The following is a 23,463-nucleotide window of genomic DNA, read 5'->3' as shown; positions in this document are numbered from 1 at the left end:
TTTTCAAGTTCCCGCTTTTGGCAATATAATCGACATAATTAAACCAGAGTCCTTTCGTTTTACTTTCATAAATCCATCATGTTTCTGCACAATTTCTCTTGTTATAAACAGCCCTATGCCATAACCTTCTTCATTAGAAACATTCTTTCCCCGATAGTAAAGCTGAAATATTTTATTTTCCTCTCCCTTTTCAATCCCTGTTCCGCTGTCTTCAATACGAATTTCCGAAAACATCTCATTGGAAATCAACGTCACTACAATATCGGTGGATACCGGGGAGTATTTTATGCTGTTGTCCAGCAAATTGTATATCGCTTCACAGAGCCAATTTCTGTCATGTATTACTTTTTTATCCACATCTTCCCCTTGTACAATGATGTTGATGTTTTTCTCTTCTGCCTTTTTCCGCACCTGAAATACAGCCTGTGCTACCGTTTCTTTCAGATTGCTGTCACATTTGTGAATCTGGATGATCTGATTTTCCAATCGTGCCGCTACAATGAATTTTTCAATCAGAAAATGAAGCTTATTCTCTGATTTCTCCACAGCTTTAATATATGTCTCTTTTTCTGACTCTTCAATTCTGTTATCTTCAAGCAGTGTCAGATATGTTTCCATATTGGATAACGGCGTTCGTAATTGATGAGCAATTTCCGCCAATAATTTCTTAATGCCATCACGTTCACTCTCCACAAGTGCAGTGATCCCTCCATACATTTTCTGCACTCTCTGTATCTGCGAAAAGATCTTGGATGTAAGAGTATCATTCTGAACAGAATAATAAGAAATATCTTTTTTCTGCAGCAAATCATCCAGATAACCCGATATTTCTCCCAACTCACTCTGATATTCTTTCTGCCGGTCAATCCATAAAAAGTATAATCCCGCCAATAGTAATGCCAATAAAAATAATAGTATCCAATTCTTTTGACAGACCAAAATTATCGTAAAACATACAATTATAACTGCATTAATTCCCAATATGCTTCTTTTCATCATTACCTGCCTCTTATTCTCCGAATGTATATCCAACCCCAAAAACATTTTTAACGTAAACCGGACTGGATGGAGCAGATTCTATTTTTTTTCTCAATCTATTGATAACTACCGTCAGAGCATGGTCATCTACAAAATTATTGTCAGCATCCCATATTTTCTCCAGCAACATTTCTTTGGTTACAATATTTCCCCGACTTGCTGCTAAAATAGCCAAAACTTTCCATTCCTTTATCGTAAGTTTAATTTCCTTGTCACAGTTCCATACTTTTCGCTTGTCAAAATCAATCCGCAAATCCTTATAATCCATGATATTACCTGATCTGTTGCGTTTTAAGATCACTTCAACCTTCTTTAATAAAACTTTCGGTGAAACAGGCTTGGTTACATATTCCTGGCATCCGGCTTCATATCCCTCCAATATATCTTCCTCGTCATCTTTCGCTGTCAGAAAGATTACAGGTATTGATTTATATTTCAAAAATTTCTTGCATAAATCAATTCCTGAGGTTCCTGGCAGTCCGATATCTGCAATTATGACATCCGGATTTTTATTCAAACACCTCTCTGCCTCTATTGCGTTATACGCCTGCAGTACTGTATATCCTGCTTTACAGAAAAATATTTTTAGTGCTTCATTCATCTGAGCATCGTCTTCGACTAGCAAAATTCTCATTCTCAGTCTCCTTTAAAGCATATTTTCATTTTTAATATTTAAAATTTAACGTCACCCACAATGTTCTCAAAAGCAACATAATAATAAAAGTTTACATACATGAAAAGCATTAGCATTTTCATCATACTCTACCAAAATCACTTTTTCAACTCTACTTTCAAATCTATCTAATTATATAATTTTCAGGCAAAAGCACAGCATTTAATTCAGCTATGCCTTTACCTGATCTTATTAATATGCCGGCACTCCATATCCCACGATCTGCACATAACCTATCGGGTAGCTCCGTCTGGCCACTTTATCTCCGCTGTTTCCTTCCACTGTATAGATGTTTCCATCTACCACACTTTCCACAATCCCAACATGATCCACACTGCCGTCATTTTCCCAGTCAAAGAATACAAGATCCCCAGTAGCAGGAACATAACTTCCATCCATGAACTGGCCCCGGCTCTCAAACCATTCCATGCCTGCAGAACATAAAGAAAACTTTGGTATCACTCCTGCCTCAATATATCCGCACTGATCAGCGCACCAGCTTACAAAGCAGGCACACCATTCCTCTCTGCTGGAAAATCCATACCAGCTCCAGTAGATATCTCCTCCATTTCCTTCCTGCGTCAAAGCCACCTGCACAATCGCCTGACTCCCGGTTCCCGTGGGGATACGTCCAAACACATAGTATCGCAGCACATGGGATACATACTCCTTATCCCCGTAACTGCTCCACCCGTTCCGTTCCGCCATCATTTCAGAGAATTCTACCGCATTGGCATAGGTGTACCCTCCGTAATTCTCTTTCGCCCAGGAAATATAGCCGTTCCCATAATTATATCCCTGCAGGGCGAGTTTTATATGATTCATATCCACCGGACTTTCCACGCCTGCCTCCCGCAGACAAGCCGCAAGGTTCTGGATACCTACATCAATGGAATACTCCGGATCTGTGATCCCGTTCGGTGTATTGGGATAACGGGTATTGTACCCACACTCAGACGCCTGCATGGGGTCACTTCCCTGCCCTCCGCTCTCCTGCATCATGACCGCTTTGATCAGTTCCACATACTCCTCAATCCCATACTGTCTGGCATACTGACGAATCAGCGGCTCATATGCTTCCACCTCGGCGCTGACAGGGGTAACGGTACTGGAATTACTTCCTCCCACCATGCTGAACAACGCTCCAAATAGAATGACAATTATAAGGATCAGCACCACGATCCAGCCACCTGCAAGGATAGCAGAGACAAGCGCTTTGGTAGCTGCAATGACTGCCTTTACTGCGGCTGCGGCAGCTTTTGCCGCCGCTTTTGCGGTCTGCACTGCCGCAATCGCCGCCTGTCTTGCGGCAGCGGCGGTCCGCTGCGTGGTCAACACCGCAGCCCTTGCTCCCTGTCCTGCAGTTCTGACAGCCACTTCCGTAGTCCGGACTGCGCTGCGCCCGGCCCATTCCGCTGTTTTGATTGTCCGACCTGTGCCTTTTACTGCCGCTTTCCCGGAAGTTTTCACAGAAGCATTAACTGTTTTGATTGTTCTCTCTCCCCGTTCAGCCGTTTTTACCGTCTGCTTTGGAAGTTCCCGGATCTGCGCTCCTTTCTTTCCCGCCTGCTCTCCGACTGTCCGCCCGGTCTGTGCTCCTGTCCAGTTTTTCATCTGCTCTTTCGGCTGGTAAGTCTTTTCTGTACCAGACGAAAAAGAAGAGGCGGAAGGCTCTCCGTTCTTCTCCCGGAAAGCCTCTGCCTCTTTTTTCGCTCTGCCCCTCTCCCGGACAGCATGGATTATCTTTTCCCCCTGTTTTCCTGTCTGCTGAACCGTTCCACGGGCGGCTCTCTCCCCTTTTTCCATGACCTGATCTTCGGCATAGCCTACGGGATTTCCCTGTTCCTTGACCTGTGTCTGCTCTGCGCTGTCTCTTGTCCGGATATAGGCCCCTTTCATATGCTCCGCCGCTGTCACTGTTTTATCCAATACCTTGATATCCTTCTGGACGTGGCGGGTTTTGATCGTTCTTCCCATCGCCTGCCCTCCTTTCGGATATGGGATTTTCAGATCTTCTTTGCTACAACCACAAGCCTTCCATTGGTATTGGAATATTCGCAGGTGGACAGGGTAAGCAGCTTGTCTCCATATGTGGAGGTCACTCCCGTATCATAAAGGGCAAGTTCCCTGCACTGCTCCACATAGTCCGTAAACTCTTTCTCCGTCTCTGCATGAGAAAAGAGATAGAACTTGAATCCGGTATCGTCATAGACCGTGGTCTTGAATACTGCGATCACTTCGTATTCCGCAGTTTCCGTCAGCGTATCAAAACGGACCGTTTTATGCCGCTCATAGAAATCCCGGTCCTCATAGTTCATCAGTCCGGCGAACATGGAACCGTTGTTCATGTGGTGTCCGTAGATGATCACATTGTCGCTGGGTTCCATCGGATCACAATGCTCTGCGATATAGGGAACACCATAAGCACTGGATTCCTTGTAAAAATTGTGTTTCAGATAATAATCCGGGTTGTCCGGCGTATACATGACCGGATAGTTGATCGGCGTATCCGCAATCCTGATCCATCCGGCCATATCATTATTCATGGAAAACAGTTCGGCATACCACTCTAAGGGAGAAATCACTTCCTGCTCCTCTCCTGCCGGTTCTTCCTCCGGCGTATCTTCTGTCTGCTCCACGATCTCCGCCAGTTTGGTAAATTCTTCCTCCGCTTTCTGTGCGCCCGCATAATGGCTGATCACTTGAAACAGCGACACGCCAAACAGCAGGACACATACCGCCAGTCCTGCCAGATACCATTTCCCTTTGATCTTCTGATGTTTCATTCTGCAATTCTCCTCCTTATTCTCTTGCCTGCTGTTTGACTGGAACCGGCAACTGGGGAACCATTTTCTTCTCCTCTTTCAGCTTTTTCAGTTCCACTTTCACAGACGGTTTCTTTTCCTCCTTCTGCACGAACTGTTCCAGATGCCGACGCAGGTTCTCTGTGGTCTGCTCCATGCTGGAGAGCCTGCCGCTGATCGTCAAAAATGACTTGCGGATCTTCGCTGTAATCCCCTTGTCTGTGGCCTGTGGTTCAACTTTCTTCTGCTCTTTCCCCCGGAAAATCCTGCCCACGTTTTTGATGTGTCCGCCTGCGGCGTGAAGTTCCCCGTTTAAAACTTCCATTTTATCCGCCTGCCGGTTCATGCTCTCCACTGCCCCGTGAAGCCCTTCCTGTATCCGTGCAAGAGCAGACGGGATCTTCATGGCTGATACAGCTTTCCGCAAAGCGTCCTTTCCTTTCTCTTTATAGATCTGCAAAGCGTTTCCTGCGGACTGGATCAGATTTTTCCGCACCGTGTTTAACTGTACGCCCACTTCCTGCACTTTTCCCTGTGCCTGTTCCACGATCCGCAGGACGGACGCTCTCACGCCTCCGTCCTGGATCTGGGATAACTGTTCCTTCACATCCCGCAATTCCTCCAATACCTGCCCAAACTGGACTTCCATTCCGTCCAGATACTTTACAAGGGATTCCACTTCCTTTTGTTCTTTTGTAAGTCCATTCCCTTCCAATACCCGGAACAGTTCCACGATCTCCGGCTGTTCCATCAACGCCGTCTGTCTTGCTGTCTCCATCTGCGCTCCCTCCTATCGCTCTCTCTGTGCGGTCTGCGGTTTCATGGCGGGCAGTTCCCGGCAGTAATCCGGATATTTCAGCCGGATCGCCTCAAAGAAGTAGGGAGCGTACCCACAGTCAAATATCTCATACGGGGTGGACATCCGCTCATCTCCCTTTTCTGCATATCCGTTCCAAAGATTGAAGGCAAGCCTTGTCAGACGGATGGAGCCGCCTGTCTGCCACCCTTCGTGCAGGCCCTCCGGCCGGATATGCCCCTGCTTAAAGTCAAAAATCCGCTCCACATTTCTTCTGGTAGTGTCGGAAATCCCCACGCAGTAGAAAAACGCCTGATGATAGCTGTCCGTGTTCCCGGTTCTTTTCAGCATGGAATAAAAGAAATTTTCATGTTCCTGTGATTCAAATCTGATTGTTTTCATATGATCCCTCCATTAGAAAACAGCCTGCGGGAAATCTCTTTCCTCACAGACTGCCTGGCATGATATTTATTATGATTCTGTAATGTCAGCTCCCCCACTACCCCACGTTTTCTCGAAGTCCTCCGGTTTTGTGGACATCAGCTTATAGATCTCAGAGTTCTTACTCATCTGGTTATAGAAGGGAACCAGGGCGCTGCCGATCCTGGCAAGTCCGTTTCCGGCTCTGGCATTTGTGATATATTTCATCTGTTCCCCGGAAATATGAAGAAGTTCCGCCAACTGCTCCCGGTCAGAGGCAGACTGGTTCAGCATGACAATAAATTCCGAGTTGGAGAGCATGGTCCTTGCGGTCAGGGAGTCCAGCACATATTCCACGTTCTGCGTCAGGCTGGTCGTCCATGCGTTTCTCTTACGGAACCGCCGGTAGGCGCTGTCAAAGAAGTTTGCGCTGTACTTATGCTGCAGCAGCGTATGGAACTCGTCCAGAAAGATATGGGTTCTCACGCCGTTCTCCCAGTTCTGGGATACCCGGTTGATCATATGGTCCGTGATCACAAGCTGCCCCAGGTCTTTCATATCTTCCACCATGCCCCGTGTATTAAAGCTGATCAGACGGTTTTCCGTCTCAATGTTGGTGGGATGGGAAAAATTGTTCAGCGTACCGTCTGTGAACAGTTCCAACATCAGAGCCAGATCTTTCGCCTCCGGCTCATCCTGCTCCTGCAGTACCCGGCGCAGCGTAAAGAAGGTCGGGATTTCGTACTGGCGTTTCCGGGAATACACACGCTCCACGCAGCGGTCCAGGATACTCTTTTCTTTCGGCCCAATCATATAGCGGTCATCCGTGATCCTCTCATACAGGGAGAGGACGAACTGGGATTTATCCACAACCGGGTTCTTATCGCCGTAACCTTTTACCATATCCATAGCATTCAAGTGAATATCACTCCCTGCACAGATCGGCAGGCTCACGCCGCCCAGCGCCTGCACCAGAGGTTCATACTCTCCTTCCGGATCATACACAAGCACCTGATCTTTTGAGGTGGAAAGAATGATCAACAGGATAAACATTTTGGTCAGCATGGACTTTCCACTTCCGGGTACGCCTAAGATAAATGCGGACGGATTGAGCAGAAGCCCACGGTTTACTAAGATCAGATTGTGGGAGATCGCATTGATCCCGCAGTAGATTCCGCCTTTGTCCATGACTTCCTGCGTCCTAAAGGGGATCAGGCTGCCTAAACTTTCCGTAGTCAGCGTCCTCATGCTGTCGATCTTCCTCACGCCGATCGGGAGTGCTGTATTCATCCCGTCCATCTGCTGGAATTTCAGCACTGCCATCTGGCACATCCGGTTTCTCGCAAGAGACAGGATGGTATGGGTATCTGCGTCCAACTGTTTCTTACTCTCCGCTGTGTGCATGAAAGTCACGACAGCCACCATCATCCGCTGATCCCTTGTAGTCAAATCCCGCAAAAACTCCCGGCTCTCCTCTTTCTGCAGTTCCATGTCATAGGGTACGGTAGCGGAAAAGTTCTGGTTGGCATTCTGCCGCCGCTGCCAGTTCGTGATATTTGTTTCCACGCCCAAAAGCCGGTTCTGCGCCTCATTGACCGCCTCGTCTGTGGGGATCGGGATAATATCAATGCTGATCATCATGTTCTGGTTGATGTCCGCAAACTCCGACACCATTTCATCAGAAATATAGGAAGCATAGTCTTTCAGATACAGCACCCTGCCATACCGCTCCCCTACTTTGAAATAATCCTTTTCAAATTCCATCGTATCCGGACAGATATGGTCCTTAAAGCTGTGCCCCAGTTTTGCGGACGTTTTCAGATCGAAACAAAAATGACTTTCCTCTCCGGCCCGGTAAAAGCTGTACAGTACATGAAGTTTTTCCTGTGCGTCCAGTTCCTCGCACTTGGAACCCAGGTTGCTGAAATGGGAAATCAGCCCGTTTCCGGTACGCAGGAAATAATTCCTTGCGTCCTCCACGTTTTTCCGGTATACAGAGATCGTCACATACAGCTCCCGGATCATGCCGTTGGCTCCCACTGTCTTTTCCATAAGCATATCGTTGACTTCCTCCCGGTACTTATCCAGACGGTCATTCTGCTTCGGGATAAAAACTGCCTCTTTCAGTTCCTCTTTGTTCAGCCTGCGGATAATGACAGTCAGCTTGGTGGTCGCTCCGCAGTCAAAGAAGTTAAGGATATTGGTATACTCCAGAAACATCGTTTTCTTATCTTCCTCAGACGCCACTTCAAAGTTAATGTCTGTAAACCGGTATGTCTTCGCATACTTGTTTTTTCCTACCAGAAAGATCCCGTCTTTCCAGATCGTCTGGATCGGGATCGCCTGCTGTACGCTCTTCGGGATCTTAAACTTCTCCTTGTCCTGCCGCATGACGGTTTTTAGTGTTCTTAACATGCTTTCCCATCGCCTCCTTTTCCTGTTTTCTGATCTCGTCTTTTGTCAGCTCGTAATATAAGTTCTCCGGATGGAATACCAGATACTTCGGCATGAGGATCTCACTCTTGATCCATACCCATAGAAATTTCTCTGCGGTCATTCCGTGATATTTGATAAAGCCAATGGCCGCAAAGGGAGCCGCTCCCAACATGCACACCCAACTGACGGTTTCCATCCCCATATGGGGACGGAGCAAAAAATAAAGGCCCACAGCAACACCGCAGGCCAGAACCGCACAGATAAACTGGCGGAGTGACAGGCCAAAATACATGGCCTCCGTGTATTCCCGGATTTCCCGGTTGATCTTGATCTCCAAATGATGACCTCCTTTATCTGAAAATTTCTCAATCGCACATTTGTCTCCCCCGGTTCTTCCTGTTATACTCAAAGAAAAAACGCAAAGGGGGCTTTTATATGCCATACACTGTTTTTCTCTCTCTCGGTATCTCTGCTGTCCTGCTCATTCTCTCCTTACTCTTCCGTCTGGCGGGAAAATTCAGGCTGACTCTGCCGCTCCTTTACTTTCTCCTGACCGCCACGGTTCTGAACCCGTGGGCTGCCGCCCATGAGACGCTTGCTTTTGCAATCCTTTTTTGCCTGCTCGCTCTCTCCGTCATAAGCTGGCTCTTTTCTCTAAGAAACGCCCTCCGTGACCGGAAGTATTACAAGGCTCTGGAAGAGGATATGAGCTGGCAGGTCAGATGTGCCAGAAACAATGGAATCTCTATGGACTCCGTGTACTTTGACAGCGCCGGGAACATGCGGTACAAAGATACCAAAGAAATCGTAGACTAAGGCACGGGATTCCGTGTCTTTTTTCTTACAATCCCATCATCTCCCGTACCACACGGTCCGCCATCTTCACAGCGCCTACCAGCACCAGCATGTTAAAGATCAGTTCCGCAATGTAGCTCCACACCATTGTAACTGCCGCTGCCTCCGGATCAACCACTGGCGGGGATGACGCAAACACGGAGAAAATAATACAGGCCAGGACGATAATCGCTCCCTCCAGACACACCGCCGCATAAGATTTCAAAAAACTCTTTCCTACGTTCTGTGTCGGCTCCCCGGCAAAGGTAGACAAGGGAACCGGGGCGATAGCGGTATAGAGATACAGCCGGAAGAACCGCCCGTACACGCTCATGATCATAATAAAGCTCAAAACTGTGATAAACAGACCTCCGATCAGCGTGACCGCCCATAGAGGGATACTTTCAAAAAATCCGCAGTCTTCCACTGCGGTAATGATCTCCTGCGGCAGCACCGTCTCCTGTGCGCTCCCAAATCCGGCAGCGTCCATGATGGTGCTGACAATCCCCTGCACAATACGGAACAGCGCCATCATCAGTTCCAGACCATAGGTAATCACGCCTTTTGCCAGAGCGAAACGGATAAACAGTTTCAGTGCGTGTTCCGGCTTTTTCACTTCTGTGAAGCTCCATTAGAGAACACAAAGTAAATACCCTCATATCCAAAGATACAAGGGTATGCTTAACGGTCATGCGTTTAGGTATTTCTTCATCTCTGCCTTTATCTTTTCTCTTGCGGCAGTTACAGCACGACCAACGGATTGTTGGCTGCAATGCTCGATTTTCCCTATCTCCTTATAAGTCATTTCATACTCATAGTGGAGCAGAAAACGCCGCCTTTGCATTTCTGGCAGCTTGCTAATAATCCTCTGGAGCAGTTCTGCCCGTTCCTCCTCAAGAATAACCTCCTCAATGCTTTTAGGTTGTCTTATCGCCCGCCAGTTCAAGGTTTCCTCCATAATCTCCGAAAACTCTCTGTGACGGTAATCCCAACCTTCTAATTTCCGTTCATCAAGTTCCAGTCTCCGAAACGCCATGTAGAAGTCATAGGATACACACAGTTTTTGGATTTTTCCCTGCCCGTCACGAAAACTGATATGATAGCTTGTTCCTGCCTCTGTCACTACTTCCCGAAGCCAGTATGACCGTTTAGGTATCGCCATTGCCTTGTCCTCCTGCTAAAAAATGGGTGAGAGGGGTTGTCCTCTCACCCAGTAGCCCGCAGGAAACAGCAGGGCTTTAGATACTATTAGAGTTTTCTCAGCTTTTTCCGCAGATGGTCTAACCTTGCATAGACAGCGCCCGCCGATAAGTCGACCATCGGCGCAATCTCCTTTAGAGAATATCCCTGCATTTTCAGCAGGACAATTTGCAGAGTACGCTTGTCCACCGTAAGTAATGCACGGTACAGAGTTTCATCCTCGATTTCATTCAGCATATCACAGACTGTGTTGACCTCCATAGGCGGCTCCTGCATAGCAGTTTCCGCTATGTATTCCCCAACATCATTCAAGCGTGTATAAAACCGTCTGTCGGAATTAAATTCTTCCCTATCAAAAGTACGGATTTCCTCAATCGTTTCTTCATCAACTCCGCACTCCCGTAAAATCTATTCTTCTTTCTCTTTCCAGAGCCGCCATCTGCGCTCTGCCTTTCCGTGGTTGTATGCCACTGTTCTTTACCTCCAATCTGAATTTTTTTGAAAATTCAGATTGGCAGGCGGAGAGCGACACCCAATGCCAGACACAGGCTTGTCCTGTCTCTTGACAAAAAGCGACAAAAGAAAAACCGCAAAGGCTATCAGACCATTGCGGCTATAAGAAGTAAAAGCTCTTTTATGTAGATATTTGCCCTCTGTTTCGAGTGCATAAGAGAGCCTTATCAGAACAAAGATTTTTTTAACAGACTATCCTCGTTCCTGTCTGGTAATATGTAGAACGCCGCACGGATTAGCGGCAGGATAGGAAATGAAGAAAGACGCAAAAAATCCCTCCAAACTCAAAACGGGTTTAGAGGGAGCGTTAGGGCATAACTATACAGTCCGTCAAAACTCCGTTTTTTTATATGGCGGACTGATTAGCACTATCCGAAAAAAAGAGCCGATGATCCGTGAGGTAACTCACAAGTTCATCGGCTCTGCGTCTATGCGTCTGGCTCTTTGATGACAGTTATATGTAATTCTTTCGCATTGATTAAAGTTTCCCGTTTGCATTTTGGGCAAAACAAAGGAAAGTTTTTTAATTCTGTATCTGTCCGTAGTTTTATTCGTGTCTTATTATTGCAAAAAGGACATAATAACCATTTCTCTACTTTCATCGCCTGCTTTCTATCGAACACATCCATCCCGTATAAAGACTTATTGGAACTCTACTACTTCATCAAAATCCTTTCTTGGGCGTTCAGAAGGATGTTCCGCAGGATATCCCAACGCTACTGCGGCAATTATTTCTCCTTTATCACAGAAATAATCTTTTAAGTCGTCATACGCAAAATAAGTATCACAAATCCATAATGTTCCAATGCCTAATGATGTCGCTTCTAACAACATATTTTGAATTGCTGCACCAATAGATTGCATATCAGCACGTTCATAAATTTTTTCTTCTGGTGTTAAATCTTCATATAACGAATGTCCTGACGGATTACATACTACAATCAATACGGGAGCCTGCTCTATAATTGTAGCAGTATGCTTTGCCGCTGAAATATAATTACTACTGTTGGGAAGAAGAACTTTGGTAACACGCTCTCTTTCTATTCCTTGACGCATTACTTGCACAAATTTATCTTTTTCCTCAGAAACCAAAACAATGAATTTCCACGGTTGTCTATTTTTTGCTGATGGCGCTTTTAGCGCTGCACCAATGATTTTCTTTAGTAAATCTAAAGAGAGAGCTTTGTTTTCATATTTCCGTATACTTCTACGTTCTAATATTTCTTTCATCGAAATAACTCCTAATCTAAATGTCCTGATAAAATCATGTTCTTCATTAAGTCGATTTGTGAATATAAGCTTTCCATTGGTACATTTGTAGAAAGCATAATTTCCTCAAGACCTATTTGCCAATAAAAAACCAAATCTGCCGCATCTGATAAATTATCATAAGAAATTTTTCCTTGCTTTTTCCCTAATAACAATATCTCAGATATAGGCGCTTTTAATCCGTTCATTGCACTTATAAAAAATTCGCTTTCTGTATCTGTTTTATGCGTTATAAAAAACTCAACCATAGCTAATTTTAAACTACCTTTTATATTTAGCATTTCCTGTTTTAAATTTTCAAAATATGTTTCGACAATTACTTGGAAATCCTTGACTTCATCAATATTGTGTTGTGTTTTTTTTAGATAAGTTTGATGATGTGATTTAATTACCTCCATAAATATTTCGTCAGTGGAACTAAAATAAAGATATATCCCTCCACGACTAATATTGCAGGCTTCTATAATATCTTTCATAGTAACTACCGAAAATCCTTTTTGACTAAACACCTTCTCTGCACAGTCTAAAATTAAATTACGTTTTTTTAACGACTTGTCCGCCATATATTAACACCTCCAGAAAATGACACACGTGTCATTTATCTATTTTATGACACGTGTGTCATTTTGTCAATAGACATATTTGGGGACGATAAGATTTTTTTAGTACGCCTATGCAAAGATAATCTCCCTCTCCATAATTTCCTTTGCACACGCTCGTATGTTATTCATTGAATCTATATCCGTAACCCACAATAGTCTTAATAAAATCCTGATTTTGAACAATACACTTACATTTTTTCTTATTTGGTATATTGTATTTTCTACAGCATGGTTTCCTCCCACGGGTAACTCATTCCACACAGCTTTATAAATTTGTTCTTTTGTGAAAGAAGACATCGGATTAGAATAAAGCATATATAAAACATCAAATTCTTTGCTTGATAAGTATATGTTTTGACTATTTATCATGGCGCAATGTGTTTCTTTATCCATAACTAATATAGCTGTTTGATTTTTTATTCTCCAATATTTCTGTGCGGCGACACAATCTTTCCGAATTTGTTTCAACAGTAAAGAGAGATTATCAAACTTTTGAATTTCTCTAATCCTTTTATACAAGGCTATCGTAATCGTACATCCGTATATGTCCTTATCAAAATTTAAGATATGAGTTTCTATAGAGATTTCCTTATCATTGTCAAGAGTAGGACGTGTGCCTATATGGGTTACACCATAAAAAAATTGGTTACATAATAAAATTGTTGAAAAGTATACACCTGTCTCTGACAAATCAATCTGCTTTTCAACTTTTAGGTTTGCAGTAGGCGTCCCTACGTGTTTCCCAATTCCTCGCCCATGTATGACAGTTTCTGTTATTGTTTTGTAAATAACTTTCTCTTTATCACTTGTATCCATTATCAGCCCTCATATAATTTCATTCATCGACAGGATAAAAAGCACACAGGTAATAATAATCAAAAAAGCGAGTAATATAAGTCCTATATGCTTGCGCCTTGTCACATTTTCTACGCTGGAAACATAGCCACTCTTTCTTAACGCAGTGATTACAGGTTTATAGAGTAAAAAGGTAATAGAAGCATTTAATCCACCTTTTAGCAAATTGAATGGAAGAAAAACCGGGAGTAGCATTTCTGCTACAACCTCTCTTGAATACCCCATATAGAGGGGTGTTACAAGATAATTCCATAGTAACATGACAAATACGCTTATTATCCACCCTGAAACCAAACCGATAACTGCGCCGGACAATGTGTGTTTTTTCTTATAAATTACAGCAGCAGTACACGCAAACGAAAGCGTCTGCACGATATTCATAATACATCCCAAAATTCCTGTTTCGCTTACCGTAATCATTTCGATTACTGCCACAACAACTGATACAATGCAAGAAGTCATCGGTCCCCAAATAAACCCACCTAATGTAACAATAACATCTGACGGATCATACTTTAGGAATAACACAATCGGTATTCTTCCAACAGCCATTACAACGTAAGTAATAGCGCAAAGCATAGCAACTGTTGTAAGTTTTTTTGTTTTACTATTCATGTTCAATTTCCTCCGCAATTATAAAAATAACACCCAAAAGGAAATGCCTTTCAGGTGTTAAGTGTTTGGTAAACCACAGAAAAAACTGTGAGAAATATATTTTATCTTCTTTCATCCAGACTATACTGTTGGTTTTGGAGTTACACCAAATCATGCGAAAAACGCTTGCGGACTTTACCGCCAATCGGGAATTTCACCCTGCCCTGAAGACACATCTATTTTGTTGTTCCGTTTAATTATATCATTTGCACTTTTGAGCAACAACGGTTTAAAAAGATTTCGGAAACTTTTCGGAAGTTATATTTTTTTTACTGATGTAGAAATCCTCTCCCTCTCCACAATCTCCCTTGCACACGCCCGTATGTTATTCATTCTCTGTACCCATTCTAAGGCATTTTCCGCCTTTAGCTGTTCCGTGATACCCTGAGCCCGTTTCATCTGCTCCGTGAGCCTTTCCATGCGCTCCTGTGCCTGCCTGTCGATGTCGGCAAGGTAAGCGTTCAGCCTGCCGCTTGTGAGCAGGGTTATGTAGGTGGCTCTGCGGTATTCTTTCAGATACCGCAAGTGCCGCTGCCCCCATACGCCTATGGACTGTTCTTTTTCGTCTGGTACTGTGAGGCAGGGGAGAAGATAATCTCCCTGCTGTTCATAAGTGCCGCCCAACTGTTCAAAGATTGATTTTGCCATTGTCATTTCCTCCATTACCGTATTTTTATCTTTTTCGTCTTTGCGTACATGACCTTTATCAGCAGCTCGTCCACGCAGTCCGTATATCTGCCCGCCGCAATCAGCTTGTTGCGGAAGTCGATCAGAGCGTGGAGAACAAGCTGCCTTTCTTCCTCGCTAAGATACAAGTGATATTTTCCCATAGCCTTTCCTTTCTTTGAGAGGGCAGGCTTTTTTCCTGCAAGGGTGTTTCAGCACCTTTGCGGAAAATACCCGTTCCCCTATGTAGCCGCCGAAGCGGTAACAGATTTTAATCATCTGTTCTGCCCCGGCATTGGTTTCCGTGCGGTCATAGACCTCAATCCTCTCCACAAGAAGATTAAGATTTTCAGCAGTCAACTCCTGTATCCCCACATACTGTGCCATCAGTTCCGCCCACCTGACAGCGTTCTGCTGATTGTCCTTAACCTCCTGCATGGCGGTTTCTAAAGCCTGTATCTGCCCTAAAAGCTGCTCCTGCTCGGTCTGATACTTATCCATCAGACGGTTAAAATTGTCATGGGAGATACGCCCCGATACACTGTCCTCATACAGACGGTCAAACAGTCTCGTCACTTCCTCATACCGTTTCTTTGCCGCTTTCAGTCTGTCGGCATTGTTTTTCCCCTTGCTCCCGTCTGCTCTGGCGTTCATCTTCACTGCCAGAGCCACCGCTTTCTCCCTGTCCTCATAGGCAAGGCGGGCGTGGTACTGAATATCCGCAAGCACCGCCTTGTATAAATCCTCATAGAAAATACGGTGGTCTGTGCAGGCTTTAGTGTCGTGGGCGTAAGTGGTACACACATAAATCCTATGCCTTTTCCCCGTCCAGTAGCGCAAGCCTAACGCCTTTCCGCAAGTGCCGCACTTCACAAGCCCCGCAAAGGGAGAGACAAAGTTATCGGTGGTATCCCGCCTGCGGCTCAAAATCTTCTCGTTTGCCCCGTCAAACACCTCCTGCGTCACAAGCGGCTCATGGGTGTTTTCTACGGTAATCCAGTCCTCCTGCGGTACTTTCTTTGAGGCGTTGACCTTGAAGATACTCTCGGTCTTGCACATCACGCAATGCCCCAGATAGAGGGGATTGGAAATGATATTGCGTATGACGGTGTGCGACCATTCATACTTGTTCTCTGGATTTTCAAACCGCTTGGAGTAGTCCTTTTCGCCCCGGCTGTGCAGCCACCATGACGGGCAGGGTACTTGTTCCTCACGAAATACGGTAGCGATTTTATGCGCTCCCATGCCTGCGTTGGCAAGTTCAAATATCCGTTTCACAATCCACGCTGTTTCCTCGTCCACGATCAGTTTGTTGTGGTTATCGGGGGATTTGCGATAGCCGATAGGGTTAAAGGACGAACGGTACAGCCCCGCCTTTGCCCTCGCACGGATAGAGGAACGGATTTTGCGGGAATTATCCCGGCTGTAAAACTCGTTCATCACATTTTTCAGAGCCGCTATATCGTTGTTCTTGTTGGCGGTGTCCACACCGTCATTGACTGCGATATACCGCACATTCTTCATCGGGAAGTAAATCTCCGTGAAGTGTCCGACCTTCAGATGGTCACGCCCCAGACGGGATAAGTCTTTCGTAATGACTACATCAATCTTTCCCGCCTCGATGTCATCAAGCATACGGTTAAAACTCGGACGGTCGAAATTCAATCCGCTATACCCATCGTCCACATAGATCTCCACCACCAGAAAGCCATGCTCCTTTGCGTACTGCGTCAGCATGGCTTTCTGCGTTTTGATACTCTCGCTGTCGCCCTGCAGCATATCGTCCTTTGATAAGCGGCAGTACAGAGCCGCCCTTAACATTGCCATTCAGCTCGCCTCCTTTGTATCTGTACTGCCCTCATTGTATTGCGGAAGTTTGATTATCTCAAAGGTGCGGGGAGAGGATTTTCCCCTCCGCACCTCGTTTACAAGCAGGGAAATAAATAATTCCCGCATATCTGCGCCGCCCGTGTAAGCCGCCTGCACGATGATTTTCGGGCGCACCGTTGTCTTTGCCATAGGCATACCTCCCTTCAAAATCTCATTGTTCCAGTTCCTTTTTCAGAGCCGCAAGGAGTTTCTCCGCCTCTGCCTTTGTCAGCGTAATGCCTTTGCCGCATTTCTCACGGGCAGGGGAAAAGCTGCGGATGTCGTACTTCGGCTCGTTCCCGTTCCACGCAATCAGGTTGATTTCCTTTGTATAGCCGCTGTCGCCCGTGGAGAGGACAGCGATTTCCCTTACGATTTCATACTGGATTTCTTTCATCAAAGACCTGTCCTTTCTGTCTGTTACCCGCCGAGAAAAGAAGATTATCGGCTGTCACGGTTTTGTTTTCTCTGTAATTCACGCTCCAGAAGTCGGAGAATGGTGTCCTCTATCTGTTTTGGCGTTGTGCCTCTGGGGAAATATTTCCGCAGCTTGTCCATACCGATTTTCACGGTTTCCCTCTGGTTTGCCTTTTCCTCAGTCATAATCGCAAAGATGGTATCCATATCAAGCCGCCCCATCTGGCTTAATTTTTTCATGCGCTGCGTCTGCGAAAGAGAGGGAGTAGCGTCCTCACTTTCCATCGTGATCCGCAGGTTTTCCTGCTCGTCCTTCTTCAAAAAAGACAGTTCCACCGCAGGGGTAAGGGCAATCTGCCCCTCGTCCACCATCTGTAAAATCGGCGGGATTAACTCGGTCAGGCGGATATATCGCTGTACGGTGGTCTTTCCAATACCAAAGCCCTGCGCCACCGTTTCGTCCGTCCGCAACTTCGTCCCAACTTGGGACGAAGTTAAATCCGTGCGGTATCCCTGCCTTTTCATCGCCTCCAACTTCATCTTGTAGGCAAAAGCCCTCTCGCTTGGCAGGATATTTTCCCTCTGGATATTGCTGTCCACAAGGGTAATAATCGCCCGGTCACGGTCTAAGGGCAAAACAAAAGCAGGGATTGTCTCTATCCCTGCAAGCTGTGAGGCACGGACACGCCGCTGCCCTGCGATGACTTCGTACCCGTTCCCATCCTCTTTCGGGCGGGTTATAATAGGCGTTACCACACCAAACTCCTTGATACTCTCAGAGAGTTCCATCAGCAGGTCGTCCTCCACCAGACGGAACGGGTTATCGGGGAACGGGTGTAAATCCTCAATCTTCAGCATTGTAAAATCCTGTTTTTTCAATAGCTTTCCTACCTTTCTCTTGACCTGTTTCTATTCGATTTCTGCAATTCTTCCAACACTTCGGGCGGGATTTTCCTCAGCAGGCGTTCCAACTGCTGATTAGTGCGCTGCAACTCAAATATCTTCTGGTTGGCTTTCTGCACCTTTAATTCCTCTGCGTATTTCTCGTCACGCAGCCGCCCCGCATAGTCGGTTTCCTGCCCGATTTTCTTTTTGAGGCTGTCGATATAGGCGCTCTGTTTTCCAATCTCCCGTGAAAACTTTTCTGCCTCCGGCAGCCATGCGGAAAGCAGGGAGATCGCCTTATCCCGTTTCTTCCCTGCGTTAAAGGCGTTAATATCGGACAGCGCCGCCACGATTTCCTCATACTGTTTATCCAGCCTGCCGCCTAACTTAAAGAGCCATGTGGGGATATGCTTTCGCCCCGTAATCATTGAGGACTGCCCCCGTTCCAACTCATTCCACCGTGCGGACATGCGCTCATGGTAGGCGGTCTGCCACTCGGATAATGACTTCTGGTTGCCTAAAAAGTATTTGGCAGACAGCTTTCCCTCTGGCGTAATCGGCACAAAGCAAAGGTGCATATGGGGTGTTTTCTCGTCCATATGCACCACAGCAGAGAGGATATTTTGTTTTCCCACACGCTCCGCTATGAAGTCCAAAGCCATAGCAAAGTAGGCTTTCTGTTCCTCTGGCGGTAAGCTGTTCATAAATTCGGGAGAGGCGGTAATGAGGGTTTCCACCATCATCACGCTGTCCTTGCGTACCTTGCAGCCTGCCGCCTGCACCATGCGGTTGATCTCTTTTTTGTAGGTGTAGCGTGGCGGCGACACAAGATGATAGTTGTGCTTGGAGCGTTCCAGATCAATATCGGGATTGCTCTTGTACGCCTCCTTCTTCCGTTCATTGTGGCGTTCACAGGCAGCCACAGAGCCTGCCTTGCGTTTCTGGAAACGCAGGATTGCGTAAGGCATAAGCGTTCAACTCCTTTCTTTTTTCGGCGGGTGTTCTTTAGGCGGTGACGGTGGTGACAGTGATGACGGTGGTTTTGGGATGCCCCCTAAACCTGTGCGGCACTGTCACCGGCACCGCCTTTCCCCGCAGCCGCAGGCGGCGGGGAGCAGGGCGCAAGCCCTGCATAAAGGGAGTCCAGAGGGAAAGTCTGGCACACGCTCCTTGCTTGCAAGGTGTAGTGTGTTACACCCTGTAAAAGCGGGCTGTAAAAACCGGGACGGTTTTTTCAGCCGCAGGGGTGGCTTTACGAGCCGAAAGAGGCGAGAAAAGCCCACGCCTGCACGGAGCGTTTGCGGGGTGTTCTCCCGCAGGGTGGCAGGGCGCAGATGGAGAAGCATTGCCATCGCCGCCATGCCTGCCACCCGAAGGGCAAGACCGCCGGATTTCACTTTGCTGTGTCGTCAGTGACAGACGCAGGGGGTATCCCGACATCGCCGTCACCACCGTCATCACTGTCACCCGCCTGACGCATGAGCGCAATCAGCCTGCCCTCTTTCTTCCTGCGGTACGCATAGCCAATATGGTTGTCTGCTAAAAAGGTTGTGCGGTATTCGTTGAGCCACTTCGTAATGACCGTGGGCGGGGTGTCTGTTTCCGCCATCGCCGCCAGAAGTTCCGTAGCTGTGCCGCACCAGTTTTCTTTATCCTGCATAAACTCTACGAGCCGAAAAAGGACAGGCGGTATGCTTTCCCTCGCAAGCTGCTCCTGCCCCTTGCGCTCCACCATTTCCCAACTGCACTCCCTGAAACGCAGGACAAACTCCTGATACTCAATATCCCTGCCGACACAGTAGAGCCTTGCGGTATCGGACGCACGGGTTTCCTTTTCCAGTACAAAAGTGGCGTCTGCGCTCCCCGTCAGTCCCGTTGTCCCCGATACCTTGTTGAACACATCACTGTCGTTCTGCTTGCGGATATGGTGGACAACGATGACCGCAATGGAATGTCTGTCGGCAAACTCCTTAATCTGGGAAATGTCCCCGTAATCACTGGCATAGGCGTTGTCTTTTGAGGCGGTGCGTACCTTCTGCAAAGTGTCAATCACAATGAGCCTGCTGTCGGGGTACTCCTTCAGATAGTCCTCCAACTGCACAATCAGCCCGTCCGTCAGCTTGCAGCTCGCCACAGCGAAGTGCAGGCGGCTGTCCGCCTCGTCCGTCAATCGGAAAAGCCTGTCCTGTATGCGGAAAAAGGTATCCTCAAGGCACAGGTACAGCACATCGCCTGCCCGTGTCTCCATCTCCCAGAATGGCAGTCCCGCCGAAACGCATAAGCAGAGTTTCAGCATGAGCCAGCTTTTGCCGATTTTCTGTGAGCCGCAGAACAGGATCAGCCCCGTGGGAATAAGACCGTCCACCACAAAGCGTGGCTTGTCAAGCGGCTGATAGAGCAGGGTATCTGCGTCCACCATGTTCAGCTTTTGCATGGGTGTCCTCCTTCCGCTTTCGTCTGGTTGTTGCATACTTGTCCATAGGCATTCGACCTCCTTAAAATTTTTATATCCCTGCCACAAGGACGGGGATATGTAAGCACAGCCATTCCATACGGTTCCACGCTTTCCCAAAGCGGCGTTGTCACTGCCTATGCTGTGCATGGATTAAGCAATGGGTGCGCTCGTATCATGGCGGCACTGTCCGTTGCGGCAGGTATCTCTCCGGCGGCTGCTGTGAAGTTGTCAAGGTACGGACGGGCAGACTTGCCCCCTACCTTACAGCCCGTGCGGATAGCCGATTTTGGACACTGTGTTCTGATTTTTTGAAAAAGAAAAGCACCTGCATATATCCGTTCTTTTCTCGGATAGTTGCAAGTGCTTGCCATCAGATAAATCCGTATTCAGTTGTATATGTTCTCTAACAGAAGTTCACATCTGTAAAACTTCCGCAGGTCTTGACCACGCCCACCACGAAAAACAACACCAGAAGGGCATACCCGATTGCCTGCAGCGCACCGTGGATACTGGCGATCACATTCCAGATGTCTCCGCCTTTGAAATTCTCCGGAGACTGGGTAATGATCTGCCAGATTTCCGCCAGTTTGCTGTTCCATGTGTCCAGGGCGTTCTGAAGGTTCTGAACCACCCAGTTATCACTCAAAACACATTCCTCCTTTCCGGCAGAAGCAGGACAGACCGTTTCCGGCCTGCCTCTCTGCCCGGTTACTGGATGTTTCTTATCCTGCGATCAATGTCAGGATTTCTTTTGCAAACGTGATGATCACGCCTCCGGCCAGTGTCAGAAATCCATTCGCCCGCTGCGACGGATCATGGGATTTTAAAGACAGTCCGATCTGCACGATACCAAATCCCAGCAGGATCATACCGATAGCACGGATCAACCCAAAGATAAATTCGGACAGGTTATTGATCACGGTCAGCGGATCATCCGCTGCAAATACAGTTGTGGCTCCTGCCGTCATTATCAGCACCAGCGCCGCATAAATGACCATGAGCCGCTTTCCTCTGCGGCTCATGGGAAGTTTCCGGGTTTCTCTTTTCTCATCTCTCTGTTTCATTGTCTGAATCCTCCTCGTTCTTATTGAATAGTTCCTCTAAATCCTCATCGGATAAGAGTTCATAGCCTTCTGTGTCCGGCGGGACCTCTGCGATCTCGCCCTCCAGACTGTCTCCCAACGTAATGCTCGCCACTGCCTGCGTCACTTCTCCGTGCAGATAGGGTCTTCCTTTCCCGTCTGTGGTCAGAGCAATGTTCGGGTGTTTTAAGATATCAAATTTTTCATCCATGACCGGACGTTCTCCCCGGATAAAAAGAAGTGCGTAGCGGTTGTCCAGCATACGCACTTCATCCGGTGTCATCAGCTCCCGACCCGTGATCTGATAATTGGTGGAATAGTTCCCGGAGTGTCCGGTAGACTTTCCATAGGTGTTGGTATCAATGGTGGCTTTCCCCAGCAGTTCACTGACGTATTTGTGGGTTCCCTGCTCATTGCCGCCCAAATATAGGAATTCATCCGCATTTCCCATAATGCTTTCCCACTGTTTTTCAAACAATGCCTTTAGCTGCGCCAGATTCTGCAGGATGATGGAGACGCTGACTTCTCTGGACCGCATGACAGAAAGGATCTTATCAAAGTCGTCGGGCAGGCTGACGTTTGCGAACTCGTCCATCAGGAAATGGACATGGACGGGCAGCCTGCCCCCATACTTGTGGTCTGCCAGATAGAAAAGCTGTTGGAATAACTGGGTATACAAAATTGACACCAGAAAGTTATAGCTGGTGTCATTGTCCGGGATCAGGGCAAAGAGCGCCACTTTCTTTTCTCCCAAAGAAGGAAGATCCAAATCGTCTGTAGCGGTCAGCGCCGCAAGGCTGGACAGGTTGAATTTCTCCAGTCTGGCTGCCAGTGTGATCTGGATGGATTTCAGCGTTTTCGCACTTCCGGAGTGGTAATCCTTGTAATACTTTACGGCGATATGCTCCGGCTCCCGCATTTCCAGGCGTTCAAACAGTTCGTCCAGAGGGGATTGATATTCGTCATTGTCCTCATGCACTTCTCCCGCCCGCAGAAGCTCCATAACCATAGGGAAATTCTGCTCTTCTTCCGGAGCCTCGTATTTCAAATAAAAGATCAGCGCCAGAAGAAGCATGGACGCCGCCGTATCCCAAAAAGGATCATTGCTCTGGCTCCCTTTCGGCGTGGTGGCTTTAAACAGGTTGGTCACAAGCCGCTGCACGTCATTGTCATCCTTCAGATAGACAAAAGGATTGTAACAGTAGCTTTTCTCCATGTTGATCAGATCCAGCACCCGGACATCATAGCCTTTCGCTTTTAACAGAAATCCGGTATCCCGGAGATTTTCCCCTTTCGGATCCAGCACTACGAAAGAAGTGTTCGCCTGCATGAGATTCGGTTTCGCATAAAACCTCGTCTTGCCCGCTCCACTCCCGCCGATGATAATGGTCAGCAGGTTCCGCCGGTGTTTCCGGCTGTCATAGCTGATCCGCACGTTCTGCGTCATCAGTTTATTGGCCAGAAAATTTTTCTCACTGTATTTCCGGTTGATTTCCCGGACGTCTCCCCACACAGCGGAACCATGTTCTTCTCCCCTGCGGTACTTTCTCCGGGTGGACAGATAGATTCCGATCCCCAGTCCATACGCCAGTAAAAAAAGAAGGACAGTTTTTACACTGTCCTTACAGAGTTCCATAGAAAACGGGTGCTCCATAGCCTTCGGCAGCCCTTTCACGATTCCGATCAGTCCGCCGGACAGATAGGGCGCTGTCAACAGAGCAGACCAGATAACGGGGAAAATGCCGAGAATGGCAAAAATCCATGTGTTTTTCCTGCTACCGCTCTTCATGGTGTCTGTGCCCCCTTCGTGGTTTCTCCGGCGGCACCTCCATCTTTTCAATAACCTTTAAGAGAACATCGTCCACGGCGTCCGTGGGCCGCTCCTCTTTTAACATCTGGTTCCGTTTATCTTTCAGGGAATGGAAGATCACGCCGCATTCGTATTTATCCAGTTCCAGAGTTACTCTGCCTTCACTCAATCTTCACACCTCCGTC

Annotated in this window: 28 protein-coding genes, 2 pseudogenes and 1 riboswitch; of the genes and pseudogenes, 2 read left to right on the top strand and 28 right to left on the bottom strand. The window is 47.1% G+C overall.

Annotation, left to right across the window (positions count from 1 at the left end; translation table 11 throughout):
* Positions 1 to 3: 3 nt before the first annotated feature.
* The 8 genes from BQ7367_RS09670 to BQ7367_RS09635 all read right to left on the bottom strand — a co-directional run bounded on the left by BQ7367_RS09670 (position 4) and on the right by BQ7367_RS09635 (position 8,504).
* Positions 4 to 999 carry a sensor histidine kinase gene (locus BQ7367_RS09670; protein WP_159431648.1) on the bottom strand — a complete coding sequence of 332 codons (996 nt, stop codon included), beginning with the start codon at positions 997 to 999 and terminating at the stop codon, positions 4 to 6.
* Positions 1,000 to 1,009: 10 nt separating this feature from the next.
* Positions 1,010 to 1,672: a response regulator transcription factor gene (locus BQ7367_RS09665; RefSeq protein ID WP_072525249.1), complete on the bottom strand. Its 663-nt coding sequence runs from the start codon at positions 1,670 to 1,672 to the stop codon at positions 1,010 to 1,012.
* Between the two features lie 231 nt (positions 1,673 to 1,903).
* A complete protein-coding gene (locus BQ7367_RS09660) occupies positions 1,904 to 3,688 on the bottom strand; it encodes a lysozyme family protein (protein ID WP_072525248.1) in 1,785 nt (594 codons plus the stop codon).
* A gap of 29 nt (positions 3,689 to 3,717) precedes the next feature.
* Positions 3,718 to 4,497: a class B sortase gene (locus tag BQ7367_RS09655; RefSeq protein ID WP_143142979.1), complete on the bottom strand. Its 780-nt coding sequence runs from the start codon at positions 4,495 to 4,497 to the stop codon at positions 3,718 to 3,720.
* A gap of 16 nt (positions 4,498 to 4,513) precedes the next feature.
* Positions 4,514 to 5,293 carry a DUF6674 family protein gene (locus BQ7367_RS09650; RefSeq protein WP_072525247.1) on the bottom strand — a complete coding sequence of 260 codons (780 nt, stop codon included), beginning with the start codon at positions 5,291 to 5,293 and terminating at the stop codon, positions 4,514 to 4,516.
* A gap of 12 nt (positions 5,294 to 5,305) precedes the next feature.
* A complete protein-coding gene (locus BQ7367_RS09645) occupies positions 5,306 to 5,713 on the bottom strand; it encodes a DUF6075 family protein (RefSeq protein WP_072525246.1) in 408 nt (135 codons plus the stop codon).
* Positions 5,714 to 5,782: 69 nt separating this feature from the next.
* Positions 5,783 to 8,146, bottom strand: coding sequence for a VirB4-like conjugal transfer ATPase, CD1110 family (locus BQ7367_RS09640; RefSeq protein WP_072525245.1), 2,364 nt, complete (start codon positions 8,144 to 8,146; stop codon positions 5,783 to 5,785).
* Positions 8,097 to 8,504, bottom strand: a complete 408-nt coding sequence (locus BQ7367_RS09635; protein ID WP_070088304.1) for a PrgI family protein — start codon at positions 8,502 to 8,504, stop codon at positions 8,097 to 8,099. The genes BQ7367_RS09640 and BQ7367_RS09635 overlap by 50 nt, the downstream gene beginning before the upstream one ends.
* Positions 8,505 to 8,602: 98 nt before the next feature.
* Here BQ7367_RS09635 and BQ7367_RS09630 point away from each other — a divergent pair, with 98 nt between their 5' ends.
* The gene (locus BQ7367_RS09630) at positions 8,603 to 8,983 is read left to right on the top strand and encodes a hypothetical protein (RefSeq protein ID WP_070088305.1); all 381 of its coding nucleotides are present in this window, start codon (positions 8,603 to 8,605) and stop codon (positions 8,981 to 8,983) included.
* 25 nt (positions 8,984 to 9,008) lie between these two features.
* On the opposite strand, the pseudogene BQ7367_RS09625 reads toward BQ7367_RS09630, so the two are convergent.
* The 3 genes and pseudogenes from BQ7367_RS09625 to BQ7367_RS15015 all read right to left on the bottom strand — a co-directional run.
* Positions 9,009 to 9,626: pseudogene (locus BQ7367_RS09625) on the bottom strand (hypothetical protein); the annotation flags it as partial.
* 63 nt (positions 9,627 to 9,689) lie between these two features.
* Complete coding sequence (locus BQ7367_RS09620; protein ID WP_072525244.1) at positions 9,690 to 10,163, bottom strand: RNA polymerase sigma factor; 474 nt, start codon at positions 10,161 to 10,163, stop codon at positions 9,690 to 9,692.
* Between the two features lie 86 nt (positions 10,164 to 10,249).
* Positions 10,250 to 10,513, bottom strand: a complete 264-nt coding sequence (locus BQ7367_RS15015) for an RNA polymerase sigma factor (RefSeq protein WP_442855373.1) — start codon at positions 10,511 to 10,513, stop codon at positions 10,250 to 10,252.
* Positions 10,514 to 10,967: 454 nt separating this feature from the next.
* On the opposite strand from BQ7367_RS15015, the gene BQ7367_RS14620 reads away from it, so the two are divergent.
* Entirely contained in the window at positions 10,968 to 11,162 is a 195-nt protein-coding gene (locus tag BQ7367_RS14620) for a hypothetical protein (protein WP_072525242.1), read from the top strand.
* Here BQ7367_RS14620 and BQ7367_RS09600 read toward each other — a convergent pair.
* The 17 genes and pseudogenes from BQ7367_RS09600 to BQ7367_RS09525 all read right to left on the bottom strand — a co-directional run bounded on the left by BQ7367_RS09600 (position 11,143) and on the right by BQ7367_RS09525 (position 23,447).
* Entirely contained in the window at positions 11,143 to 11,316 is a 174-nt protein-coding gene (locus BQ7367_RS09600; RefSeq protein ID WP_072526162.1) for a cysteine-rich KTR domain-containing protein, read from the bottom strand. The genes BQ7367_RS14620 and BQ7367_RS09600 overlap by 20 nt on opposite strands.
* A 40-nt stretch (positions 11,317 to 11,356) precedes the next feature.
* A complete protein-coding gene (locus tag BQ7367_RS09595) occupies positions 11,357 to 11,944 on the bottom strand; it encodes a nitroreductase family protein (protein WP_072525241.1) in 588 nt (195 codons plus the stop codon).
* A gap of 11 nt (positions 11,945 to 11,955) precedes the next feature.
* A complete protein-coding gene (locus BQ7367_RS09590) occupies positions 11,956 to 12,546 on the bottom strand; it encodes a TetR/AcrR family transcriptional regulator (RefSeq protein WP_072525240.1) in 591 nt (196 codons plus the stop codon).
* Between the two features lie 108 nt (positions 12,547 to 12,654).
* A complete protein-coding gene (locus BQ7367_RS09585; RefSeq protein ID WP_072525239.1) occupies positions 12,655 to 13,401 on the bottom strand; it encodes a riboflavin kinase in 747 nt (248 codons plus the stop codon).
* A gap of 9 nt (positions 13,402 to 13,410) precedes the next feature.
* Positions 13,411 to 14,055, bottom strand: coding sequence for an ECF transporter S component (locus BQ7367_RS09580; protein WP_072525238.1), 645 nt, complete (start codon positions 14,053 to 14,055; stop codon positions 13,411 to 13,413).
* A 99-nt stretch (positions 14,056 to 14,154) separates the two neighbouring features.
* Positions 14,155 to 14,270: riboswitch (FMN riboswitch) on the bottom strand.
* 82 nt (positions 14,271 to 14,352) lie between these two features.
* Complete coding sequence (locus BQ7367_RS09575; RefSeq protein WP_072525237.1) at positions 14,353 to 14,742, bottom strand: TnpV protein; 390 nt, start codon at positions 14,740 to 14,742, stop codon at positions 14,353 to 14,355.
* Between the two features lie 14 nt (positions 14,743 to 14,756).
* Positions 14,757 to 14,924, bottom strand: a complete 168-nt coding sequence (locus tag BQ7367_RS14615) for a hypothetical protein (protein ID WP_173829251.1) — start codon at positions 14,922 to 14,924, stop codon at positions 14,757 to 14,759.
* Complete coding sequence (locus tag BQ7367_RS09570; RefSeq protein ID WP_072525236.1) at positions 14,899 to 16,587, bottom strand: recombinase family protein; 1,689 nt, start codon at positions 16,585 to 16,587, stop codon at positions 14,899 to 14,901. The genes BQ7367_RS14615 and BQ7367_RS09570 overlap by 26 nt, the downstream gene beginning before the upstream one ends.
* The gene (locus BQ7367_RS09565; protein WP_072525235.1) at positions 16,588 to 16,779 is read right to left on the bottom strand and encodes a hypothetical protein; all 192 of its coding nucleotides are present in this window, start codon (positions 16,777 to 16,779) and stop codon (positions 16,588 to 16,590) included. It lies immediately after the preceding gene.
* 22 nt (positions 16,780 to 16,801) lie between these two features.
* Positions 16,802 to 17,026 carry a YdbC family protein gene (locus tag BQ7367_RS09560; RefSeq protein ID WP_072525234.1) on the bottom strand — a complete coding sequence of 75 codons (225 nt, stop codon included), beginning with the start codon at positions 17,024 to 17,026 and terminating at the stop codon, positions 16,802 to 16,804.
* 44 nt (positions 17,027 to 17,070) lie between these two features.
* The gene (locus BQ7367_RS09555) at positions 17,071 to 17,925 is read right to left on the bottom strand and encodes a ParB/RepB/Spo0J family partition protein (RefSeq protein WP_072525233.1); all 855 of its coding nucleotides are present in this window, start codon (positions 17,923 to 17,925) and stop codon (positions 17,071 to 17,073) included.
* 8 nt (positions 17,926 to 17,933) lie between these two features.
* On the bottom strand, positions 17,934 to 18,899 hold the full coding sequence (gene mobV / locus BQ7367_RS09550; RefSeq protein WP_072525232.1) for a MobV family relaxase: 966 nt from the start codon (positions 18,897 to 18,899) through the stop codon (positions 17,934 to 17,936).
* Between the two features lie 425 nt (positions 18,900 to 19,324).
* Complete coding sequence (locus BQ7367_RS09545; protein WP_072525231.1) at positions 19,325 to 20,365, bottom strand: AAA family ATPase; 1,041 nt, start codon at positions 20,363 to 20,365, stop codon at positions 19,325 to 19,327.
* 436 nt (positions 20,366 to 20,801) lie between these two features.
* Positions 20,802 to 21,032, bottom strand: a pseudogene (locus tag BQ7367_RS09540) (hypothetical protein); the annotation flags it as partial.
* Positions 21,033 to 21,108: 76 nt separating this feature from the next.
* Entirely contained in the window at positions 21,109 to 21,384 is a 276-nt protein-coding gene (locus tag BQ7367_RS09535; protein WP_442855401.1) for a glutamyl-tRNA amidotransferase, read from the bottom strand.
* 49 nt (positions 21,385 to 21,433) lie between these two features.
* The gene (locus tag BQ7367_RS09530) at positions 21,434 to 23,257 is read right to left on the bottom strand and encodes a VirD4-like conjugal transfer protein, CD1115 family (RefSeq protein ID WP_072525229.1); all 1,824 of its coding nucleotides are present in this window, start codon (positions 23,255 to 23,257) and stop codon (positions 21,434 to 21,436) included.
* Entirely contained in the window at positions 23,244 to 23,447 is a 204-nt protein-coding gene (locus BQ7367_RS09525) for a hypothetical protein (protein WP_072525228.1), read from the bottom strand. The genes BQ7367_RS09530 and BQ7367_RS09525 overlap by 14 nt, the downstream gene beginning before the upstream one ends.
* Positions 23,448 to 23,463 lie beyond the last annotated feature (16 nt).

Origin of the sequence: Clostridium sp. Marseille-P3244, from assembly GCF_900120155.1 — a bacterium.
Classification (GTDB): domain Bacteria; phylum Bacillota; class Clostridia; order Lachnospirales; family Lachnospiraceae; genus Mediterraneibacter.
Note: the sequence above shows the minus strand (reverse complement) of the source record. Positions and strands in the feature narration are given on the sequence as shown.

Excerpts from the sequence above, each read along its gene's own strand:
- BQ7367_RS09670 (WP_159431648.1), bottom strand. The coding sequence starts at position 999 with ATGATGAAAAGAAGCATATTGGGAATTAATGCAGTTATAATTGTATGT.
- BQ7367_RS09665 (WP_072525249.1), bottom strand. The coding sequence starts at position 1,672 with ATGAGAATTTTGCTAGTCGAAGACGATGCTCAGATGAATGAAGCACTA.
- BQ7367_RS09660 (WP_072525248.1), bottom strand. The coding sequence starts at position 3,688 with ATGGGAAGAACGATCAAAACCCGCCACGTCCAGAAGGATATCAAGGTA.
- BQ7367_RS09655 (WP_143142979.1), bottom strand. The coding sequence starts at position 4,497 with ATGAAACATCAGAAGATCAAAGGGAAATGGTATCTGGCAGGACTGGCG.
- BQ7367_RS09650 (WP_072525247.1), bottom strand. The coding sequence starts at position 5,293 with ATGGAGACAGCAAGACAGACGGCGTTGATGGAACAGCCGGAGATCGTG.
- BQ7367_RS09645 (WP_072525246.1), bottom strand. The coding sequence starts at position 5,713 with ATGAAAACAATCAGATTTGAATCACAGGAACATGAAAATTTCTTTTAT.
- BQ7367_RS09640 (WP_072525245.1), bottom strand. The coding sequence starts at position 8,146 with ATGTTAAGAACACTAAAAACCGTCATGCGGCAGGACAAGGAGAAGTTT.
- BQ7367_RS09630 (WP_070088305.1), top strand. The coding sequence starts at position 8,603 with ATGCCATACACTGTTTTTCTCTCTCTCGGTATCTCTGCTGTCCTGCTC.
- BQ7367_RS09620 (WP_072525244.1), bottom strand. The coding sequence starts at position 10,163 with ATGGCGATACCTAAACGGTCATACTGGCTTCGGGAAGTAGTGACAGAG.
- BQ7367_RS14620 (WP_072525242.1), top strand. The coding sequence starts at position 10,968 with ATGAAGAAAGACGCAAAAAATCCCTCCAAACTCAAAACGGGTTTAGAG.
- BQ7367_RS09600 (WP_072526162.1), bottom strand. The coding sequence starts at position 11,316 with ATGAAAGTAGAGAAATGGTTATTATGTCCTTTTTGCAATAATAAGACA.
- BQ7367_RS09595 (WP_072525241.1), bottom strand. The coding sequence starts at position 11,944 with ATGAAAGAAATATTAGAACGTAGAAGTATACGGAAATATGAAAACAAA.
- BQ7367_RS09590 (WP_072525240.1), bottom strand. The coding sequence starts at position 12,546 with ATGGCGGACAAGTCGTTAAAAAAACGTAATTTAATTTTAGACTGTGCA.
- BQ7367_RS09585 (WP_072525239.1), bottom strand. The coding sequence starts at position 13,401 with ATGGATACAAGTGATAAAGAGAAAGTTATTTACAAAACAATAACAGAA.
- BQ7367_RS09580 (WP_072525238.1), bottom strand. The coding sequence starts at position 14,055 with ATGAATAGTAAAACAAAAAAACTTACAACAGTTGCTATGCTTTGCGCT.
- BQ7367_RS09575 (WP_072525237.1), bottom strand. The coding sequence starts at position 14,742 with ATGGCAAAATCAATCTTTGAACAGTTGGGCGGCACTTATGAACAGCAG.
- BQ7367_RS14615 (WP_173829251.1), bottom strand. The coding sequence starts at position 14,924 with ATGGGAAAATATCACTTGTATCTTAGCGAGGAAGAAAGGCAGCTTGTT.
- BQ7367_RS09570 (WP_072525236.1), bottom strand. The coding sequence starts at position 16,587 with ATGGCAATGTTAAGGGCGGCTCTGTACTGCCGCTTATCAAAGGACGAT.
- BQ7367_RS09565 (WP_072525235.1), bottom strand. The coding sequence starts at position 16,779 with ATGGCAAAGACAACGGTGCGCCCGAAAATCATCGTGCAGGCGGCTTAC.
- BQ7367_RS09560 (WP_072525234.1), bottom strand. The coding sequence starts at position 17,026 with ATGAAAGAAATCCAGTATGAAATCGTAAGGGAAATCGCTGTCCTCTCC.
- mobV (WP_072525232.1), bottom strand. The coding sequence starts at position 18,899 with ATGCCTTACGCAATCCTGCGTTTCCAGAAACGCAAGGCAGGCTCTGTG.
- BQ7367_RS09545 (WP_072525231.1), bottom strand. The coding sequence starts at position 20,365 with ATGCAAAAGCTGAACATGGTGGACGCAGATACCCTGCTCTATCAGCCG.
- BQ7367_RS09535 (WP_442855401.1), bottom strand. The coding sequence starts at position 21,384 with ATGGTCATTTATGCGGCGCTGGTGCTGATAATGACGGCAGGAGCCACA.
- BQ7367_RS09530 (WP_072525229.1), bottom strand. The coding sequence starts at position 23,257 with ATGAAGAGCGGTAGCAGGAAAAACACATGGATTTTTGCCATTCTCGGC.